At 39.8% G+C, this 6,989-nt stretch carries 6 protein-coding genes; 1 reads left to right on the top strand and 5 read right to left on the bottom strand.

Going from position 1 to position 6,989, the window contains the following annotated elements:
* Positions 1–100: 100 nt before the first annotated feature.
* Complete coding sequence (locus ACFEL9_RS25955; RefSeq protein WP_385896280.1) at positions 101–1,066, bottom strand: hypothetical protein; 966 nt, start codon at positions 1,064–1,066, stop codon at positions 101–103.
* Positions 1,067–1,338: 272 nt separating this feature from the next.
* On the bottom strand, positions 1,339–2,634 hold the full coding sequence (locus ACFEL9_RS25950; RefSeq protein WP_385896277.1) for a tetratricopeptide repeat protein: 1,296 nt from the start codon (positions 2,632–2,634) through the stop codon (positions 1,339–1,341).
* Positions 2,635–3,181: 547 nt separating this feature from the next.
* Here ACFEL9_RS25950 and ACFEL9_RS25945 point away from each other — a divergent pair.
* Positions 3,182–4,285, top strand: coding sequence for an IS110 family RNA-guided transposase (locus ACFEL9_RS25945; RefSeq protein WP_385896275.1), 1,104 nt, complete (start codon positions 3,182–3,184; stop codon positions 4,283–4,285).
* 62 nt (positions 4,286–4,347) lie between these two features.
* Here ACFEL9_RS25945 and ACFEL9_RS25940 read toward each other — a convergent pair whose 3' ends face one another.
* The 3 genes from ACFEL9_RS25940 to ACFEL9_RS25930 form a co-directional block, all read right to left on the bottom strand.
* Complete coding sequence (locus ACFEL9_RS25940) at positions 4,348–4,476, bottom strand: hypothetical protein (RefSeq protein ID WP_385896273.1); 129 nt, start codon at positions 4,474–4,476, stop codon at positions 4,348–4,350.
* A gap of 380 nt (positions 4,477–4,856) precedes the next feature.
* Positions 4,857–5,489, bottom strand: a complete 633-nt coding sequence (locus ACFEL9_RS25935) for a DUF4241 domain-containing protein (protein WP_385896270.1) — start codon at positions 5,487–5,489, stop codon at positions 4,857–4,859.
* Between the two features lie 246 nt (positions 5,490–5,735).
* Positions 5,736–6,320: a hypothetical protein gene (locus tag ACFEL9_RS25930; protein WP_385896268.1), complete on the bottom strand. Its 585-nt coding sequence runs from the start codon at positions 6,318–6,320 to the stop codon at positions 5,736–5,738.
* Positions 6,321–6,989: the final 669 nt, after the last annotated feature.

The following is a 6,989-nucleotide window of genomic DNA, read 5'->3' as shown; positions in this document are numbered from 1 at the left end:
TTCGTTTACTTTTTAGTGTAAACCTATTTCAGGACGAGACAAACAGACGATGAGGATATGTTCGTCATCCCTGCTGACAAAACTGAATGTTGGTGGCAGGTTATTTGTTCATCACTACTTCTGTCCCACGAATCATTATTTTATTTCTGTCTTTTATATTCTCTTCTGATTTTGTCAGCAGCTTAACTAAGCCAAGTTCAATTTTTTCTTTATCCGTCTCAAGTTTGTCAACAATTATTGTCAAAAGGTTGTTTTCGTCAACGAGGTAATTGTCATAGTTGGAATTTACAAAATTTCCGTCAACCATAAATACCACTGGCTTTCCTTTAAAGTCTGTGTATTTGGCTTTCAAATCTGTCAAAGAGATGAATTTAGGAGCATAATCGCTTTTTGTCTTAATATAAATTTGTCCGCCATAAGAAATATTCTCAATCAATGTATCCCGTTTAATCACTTCTATATTTTCTATATGGTTAGGATTAAAGGTGGTGAAGATGTTTTGGTTCATCACATATTTCCCGTTAATAAAAATAGCGGGCTGTCGTTCAGGTTTATTCCTGTCTGCATAAATAACACGCAATGCTGTATCTCTGTTTTTCGGTTTTACCGTGTCCGACAAAATGCCCTGTGTCTTACCTATCGGCCCTTCCCATCCCTTGCTTAATCTAAGTATCTCTGTTTGTCGTTTGAATATCCATTTTACTTTGGAGTCAGATTTTGGGTAGTTGTCTGTACAGGAATTGCCTTCACAAAATCCCAATGTCCAGCCGGACGACAATTTATAATAATAACCCCAACCAGGTTCTTTAGTCAATTTGCTTTGAATGTTTTGAGGTAACTCCGAAAACTTTACACCGACTTTATAGCCTTCGGGTGTTTGAAATTTCTTATCGTTAGTAGTCAAATAAATTGTATCGTTGTCTTTTGCTACTAAGTCAAAATTGCATCCGTCAATTATGATTGTTGTAGATGGTGATATTTGTCCGCTTGATACCAAAATCCCCTTACTTTGTCCAAATGATTGTGTCGCAGCAAAAGCAATTAAAAAAATAAAAAGTTGTTTCATGTTTTATAATTTTTTTTAAGAAAGATGCGATAAAATCTCTTTTTGCATAATGAGGTATCCGACAACTTGCCACCAACGGACACGGCTTGGCGATGTGGCGGTATTTGTAAATCGTCAGACCGTAACCGAAGCTAAATTTATAATTAAAAGTTCATTGTTTGTTCTGATGCTGGGCGTTGTTCGTACAGCCGAAACCGAGGCCGGGATTTGCAAGAAGCTGATGTAACAACGTCGCGCCCCACTTGCAGAAACCCGTGTTACCAGCCGTATTTCTATTCTGTCGTTGAGTCATTATATTCATTTAATTCTGCGGATTTGTCTAAATACTGCTTTGATTTGTCGGTGTTATCAATTTTTAAATGTGTCTTGCCAAGATAAAAGTTTATTAGTTCAGTTTTCGGGTCTATTTTTTCTGCTTCTTCAAAATGTTGTAATGCCTTTTCAAATTCGTTTGTTGTCAAATAGTATACTCCCATGTTCCGCCACGAAAAGGAATTGTCGGGGTTCATTTCAAAGGAATGAAATAAGTCAGCATAAGCATTGTCAATGTCACCGAGTTGAAGTTTGCAGTAACCGCGATTGTTATAGGGATAATCCCAATATGGGTCAATGTCAATTGCTTTGGTAAACTGGTCTATTGCTTCTTGATATTTTTTTTGTTGAAGCAAAGCATATCCGATATTATTAAACGCTGCAATATTTTTAGGATTAGTTTCAAGAAGATTTTTGCTGCCTTGAATTACATCTTCAAAGTTTCTTTTTTCAAAACCGTCAGTAATTTGTTTGCTAATTTTAAAAGTCAGTTCGCTTTCTGAAACTTTGGATTTTGTTAACTCTGTTTCGTTGGTATTGCTCAAAAATTCAAAATCCTTCTTGAATAGGTCTTTAGTATTAGAGTTTAATACAGAGTGGTAATTGTTTGCATTATGTGCCGTTATGTAGCATATTAAGGCATTTGCATAACTTATTAATTGATTAGGAAGATAACCTGAACGGCTAACCCAATAAATGTCTTTTGTCTGAACGCTATTTGCAACAAAAACACCAAAACCGAAATAGATGCTTGCCAAATCAGTCAGCGGTTCCATATCAGCGTCATTTCTGTTAATGTAATTTCCGCCTAAAAGTTTTACGTGTGCAAGTTCGTGAGCAATTACAGCTACTAAAAGTTGTGGATTGTCAAGGTTTGATTTTGCTATTTGAATATTGTAACGCTTTTCGTCTGTCGTGTGGATTTGGTTATAAAGTCCGCCTGGCTCGTTGAATTTTCCGTGTGGCATCCAAGTCGTCCATTGTTTTGATTTAATGTCGTCAAAAAACTTTACAATGATTTCATTAGGGTTTAAGTCCCAATACTTGCAAAGCTGTTCAAAGAGTTTTTGAAATTGGTCTGTGTCCTTGAGGTTAGTGTAAGGAAAATTTTCGGTTGTTGGTGCAATAAAAGGTCGCTCTTTCAATTTGTCAAGTCCGAATACTTCAATAAACCAAATAATATTTTTCTCAACCCAGTCTTTGTCTTCTGGCGTTACGGTCGGTTGATATGTCTTTTTACTAAATAGTCCGAACATAGTTTGTGTCGTCTGTTAATATGGCTGGTAACGATCGGGATTTACGAAGTGCCCACGGATGGAGCAGATGCGGGAGCGAAAGCCAGAGGCTTTCAGCGAAGCAGCTGCGAGAATCTGTGGGTACGTGGAAATTTATCGGGGCATTTTGTAAATCCTCATGTTCACCGCAGGTGACTTGCACAAAGTTCACCGCCCGATAAATTTACAAGTAAATCCCGATCGTTCGACCGCAATAGCTTAGGAGAAAAAGACCGGGAGTCCGCAAAGCGGACGAAGGGATTTTTCCTTGTGCAAGGCATTGCGGTCGAACGGTTTCGGCTTGGCGGTCGGGCGGGCATTTGAAATACTGTCAGCCGACAACTGAAGCCGATTAAAGTTACTGATGTTGATTGTTACTACAAAAGTTCATCTGTGTTACGTCTGCTGGATATGCCGCTGATAGTAGAACACAAGTTGAGTCTTTATGTAAAAGGTTTCGGAGCGGCAGCAGTCCGAAGATCGGCTGCAAGGAAGAGTTTTGCTGATTATTAACTCAAAATTTAAAATTATGAAACAGCAGACTTCAGCCACATCCGAAACCCGGATCAAAGGTAGAATGATAATTGATTTTTCAGGTCAACTCATTTATGTAGGGATAGATGTTCATCAAAAAGATTACCAGGTAGCAAAAGTGCATAACGGCATTTGTTTGGGAAATCATCGCATGGCAGCCAATAGTGATTTATTGATTAAACATTTGCATAGTCATTATCCGGGAGCGGAATTTAAATGTGTATATGAGAGCTGTGCGTGGGGTTTTAATTTGCAGCGTAGGTTAACGGCAGCCGGCATGCAGTGCATGGTAGTGCATGCTGCCGATGTATCCACCAGTGATAAAGAGAGAAAAAGAAAAACGGATAAAGTAGATGCTTTAAAATTGGCCCGGACTCTTGCAGCCGGTGAACTGAAGGGGATTCATGTACCTGACGAAACCATTCAAAAAGAGAGAAATCTGATCCGCTACCGTGCCCGGTTGATGCGAGACATTAACAGAAGCAAAAATCGCATAAAGAGTTTATTCAAATATCAGGGTATAGAGATGCCGGTACAATATGCAAAGAATAACTGGAGCCGGAATTTTTTGACCTGGATAGAACAGCAGGCATCCAAAGATGAACTATTGGCAGATACACTATTGCTGATGCTGGATCAAATGAAATTACTGCGGCAACTATTATTAAAAGCAGAAAAAAAATTACGGGATTTAAGAAATGGCAAATATGCAGCAAAAGTAAAATTAGCTACCAGCGTACCTGGCATTGGACCTACTACAGCTATACAGTTTTTGCTGGAAGCAGGAGACCTTAACCGCTTTAAAGGATTTGATGCATTAAATGACTTTATCGGATTTTGCCCCGACACAGATAGCAGTGGTGAAACAGATCGAGACCGGGGCATTACAACAAGACGTCATAAACAATTGCGCAGCGCTTTGATTGAAGCCGCCTGGCAGGCCATACGAGTAGACCCTGCATTGATGAATAGTTATCAGGAGCTCACTAAAAGAATGAAAGGTGTGCATGCTATCATTCGAATTGCCCGGAAATTATTGCGCCGGCTGCGTGCAGTATTATTAACCGGTATAGAATATCAAAAAGGAGTAGTAGCATGAAAAACAGACAGACATTAAGTTTTTTAAGCCATGTGACTTACCGGTAATAAGGAAAAAAGCAGTCATTGCTGACTGCTCATTATTACCGTATAAGTATCAGCCTTATTGCTGGCAGGTTGCTCTTCAGCAGAGCCTGCTTCCTCTTGAGGCTGGTAACCAAAATTAAATGTTCTTTCAATTATTCCTATCACAGAAAGGTAATTATAAACAGGTATAAGGACTGCTTAATATATTCTGCAGTTGCAACATACTGCTCAGCTGAGCCTGCAGCCTTATACTATTACTTTCAGGGATTGATAAAAAATTGCAGCGGCAATACCGACTGCTAATAGGAGATTAACCACCTGTGATAAAAGTATTAAGCTGAAAAATTTTGTAAGTAAATAATAGTAATGGTAATCATTCATTGTAAAATTTTTCCGCCTATGCAGCGAAAACCTTTACATAGGAGATTATATTCCAAAGCTGAACAGCGAATCTATTGATTGAACTGAAGCAGAGTAGCGATATATCGATGAGAATATGTGCTGCCGCCAGCATGGCACAAAGCCGCGTGTTATATGCAGGCCTTCTATTCCTCCCAATCAAGAAGTCCGAAATCACTTACTAGTCTACATATTTTATCATCCGAATCAAAACCAATGTAGCTGGCATAAAAGCCATCACCCCACCCGGTCGAAAACATCGCAACATTAAAACCATCCTTTTCCCAAACCAACCATGACCGAGTATTCTTATATGTCGCCTCCATGTTATCAGTTATATCAATGCTGTGTTCCTCGTCTTCTTTCAAAAAATCCAAAAATCGCGTGGCCGCCGATACGTCCATAAAGCAACCTGTCCCTGAGTCAACCCCGTAGCCAAAAATTTCACCAGGCTGAAGTGAAGCAATATCTTGATCGGGGGTCACCGCCATCGTCCACCGGGAAGGTGATTTTGCACTGAAATTGATTCTCGAAAATCCTATCCGCTCGTCATCGTTAATTTTTGCAATTGCCAATTCAACAGGAAATCTGCCAAGCGGAAATACATTGGTGAATGAAATTTCACCATTGTATAGAAAAGGATCGCATGCAATGATCTTCCCTTCAACAATAGTTAAACTGCCGATGTCAACAGTGTAAAATCGAAAGGAGGTTTTTGTCTTATCAACGTATGAGAAGTTTTCGGTAAACGACTGTTCTAAATAGTCTGGAATTTTCATTTATTTCATTTAGGCTTGCATATAACGGGCAGGGCTTTATGCAGGTTGGGAATTAGTATTCCGTCTGTCCATAACCGCTGCTGATTGAAAATATGTTGATGAAGTTAAGTACAAAAGTTGATTGTTATTCGTCTGCTGGAACTGATGCTTGGATTTGCAAATAGCTGATGTTATAAGATCAAGCCCAACTTGCATAAAACCCAATGTTGTGCGGTCGTTTTTCGTCGCCCGATGAAAAACGTTTTATCAATTAAAATATCTTTTGTCACTTAAATGTGCAGGTAAATATTTTAATTCAGTTACTCCCTTGTCATCTTCAAACTTGTCGACAATGTCTATAAAATCTATTTTTTCAATTTTAAGTTTCTCGCCTAACAAGTTTGTCAATATGAGGTCTGCGGCAAGTTCCTTTGTTTCTATGTCAAGGTTTGCTAATGAGTCAGCCTTTAATAGAATTTCAATCTTTCCGTCTTCGTACTTTAATAAAACATAAGTCCAGTTCGAAGCGTCAATTTCAAAACCTTTGTCAACCAATGTTGCTAAATACCAATTTTCCTTCGGTTGCTTGGCGTTGAAAAATTCCCAATTGTCCAACCGTGGTGCTTTGTCAATAATGTCACTTGCCTTGTTCAATAATTCTTTGTCGCCGTTTGGTGAAATGGTCAAAGAGTTTTCTTTCAATAAACCGGGTCCGACTTCCCAAACTAAACCCCAATTAGAAATAGTTTTATCTAATTTGTCTAAAAGTGTTTTATCATAGTTGTCAGACTTAAGACTGCTTGCGTTTTTTGTAAACCAACTCCAAAAATTTAGAATGTCTTTGTCTTGCATATTTTCGAAGTAGGATGTCGCTTTAAAATGTCGCACAACGATCGGGATTTACGAAGTGCCCACGGATGGAGCAGATGCGGGAGCGAAAGCCAGAGGCTTTCAGCGAAGCAGCTGCGAGAATCTGTGGGTACGTGTAAATTTATCGGGGCATTTTGTAAATCCTTTTGTTCGCCGCAGGTGACTTGCACAAAGTTCACTACCCGATAAATTTACAAGTAAATCCCGATCGTTCGACCGCAATAGCTTAGGAGAAAAAGACCGGGAGTCCGCAAAGCGGACGAAGGGATTTTTCCTTGTGCGAGGCATTGCGGTCGAACGATCGGGATTTACGAAGTGCCCACGGATGGAGCAGATGCGGGAGCGAAAGCCAGAGGCTTTCAGCGAAGCAGCTGCGAGAATCTGTGGGTACGTGTAAATTTATCGGGGCATTTTGTAAATCCTTTTGTTCGCCGCAGGTGACTTGCACAAAGTTCACCGCCCGATAAATTTACAAGTAAATCCCGATCGTTCGACCGCAATAGCTTAGGAGAAAAAGACCGGGAGTCCGCAAAGCGGACGAAGGGATTTTTCCTTGTGCGAGGCATTGCGGTCGAACGATCGGGATTTACGAAGTGCCCACGGATGGAGCAGATGCGGGAGCGAAAGCCAGAGGCTTTCAGCGAAGCAGCT

Source organism: Terrimonas alba (genome assembly GCF_042434975.1).
Taxonomy (GTDB): domain Bacteria; phylum Bacteroidota; class Bacteroidia; order Chitinophagales; family Chitinophagaceae; genus Terrimonas_B; species Terrimonas_B alba.
The sequence above is the reverse complement of the archived record's forward strand: the minus strand, read 5'-3'. Positions and strand labels throughout refer to the sequence as shown.

Excerpts from the sequence above, each read along its gene's own strand:
- ACFEL9_RS25955 (WP_385896280.1), bottom strand. The coding sequence starts at position 1,066 with ATGAAACAACTTTTTATTTTTTTAATTGCTTTTGCTGCGACACAATCA.
- ACFEL9_RS25950 (WP_385896277.1), bottom strand. The coding sequence starts at position 2,634 with ATGTTCGGACTATTTAGTAAAAAGACATATCAACCGACCGTAACGCCA.
- ACFEL9_RS25945 (WP_385896275.1), top strand. The coding sequence starts at position 3,182 with ATGAAACAGCAGACTTCAGCCACATCCGAAACCCGGATCAAAGGTAGA.
- ACFEL9_RS25935 (WP_385896270.1), bottom strand. The coding sequence starts at position 5,489 with ATGAAAATTCCAGACTATTTAGAACAGTCGTTTACCGAAAACTTCTCA.
- ACFEL9_RS25930 (WP_385896268.1), bottom strand. The coding sequence starts at position 6,320 with ATGCAAGACAAAGACATTCTAAATTTTTGGAGTTGGTTTACAAAAAAC.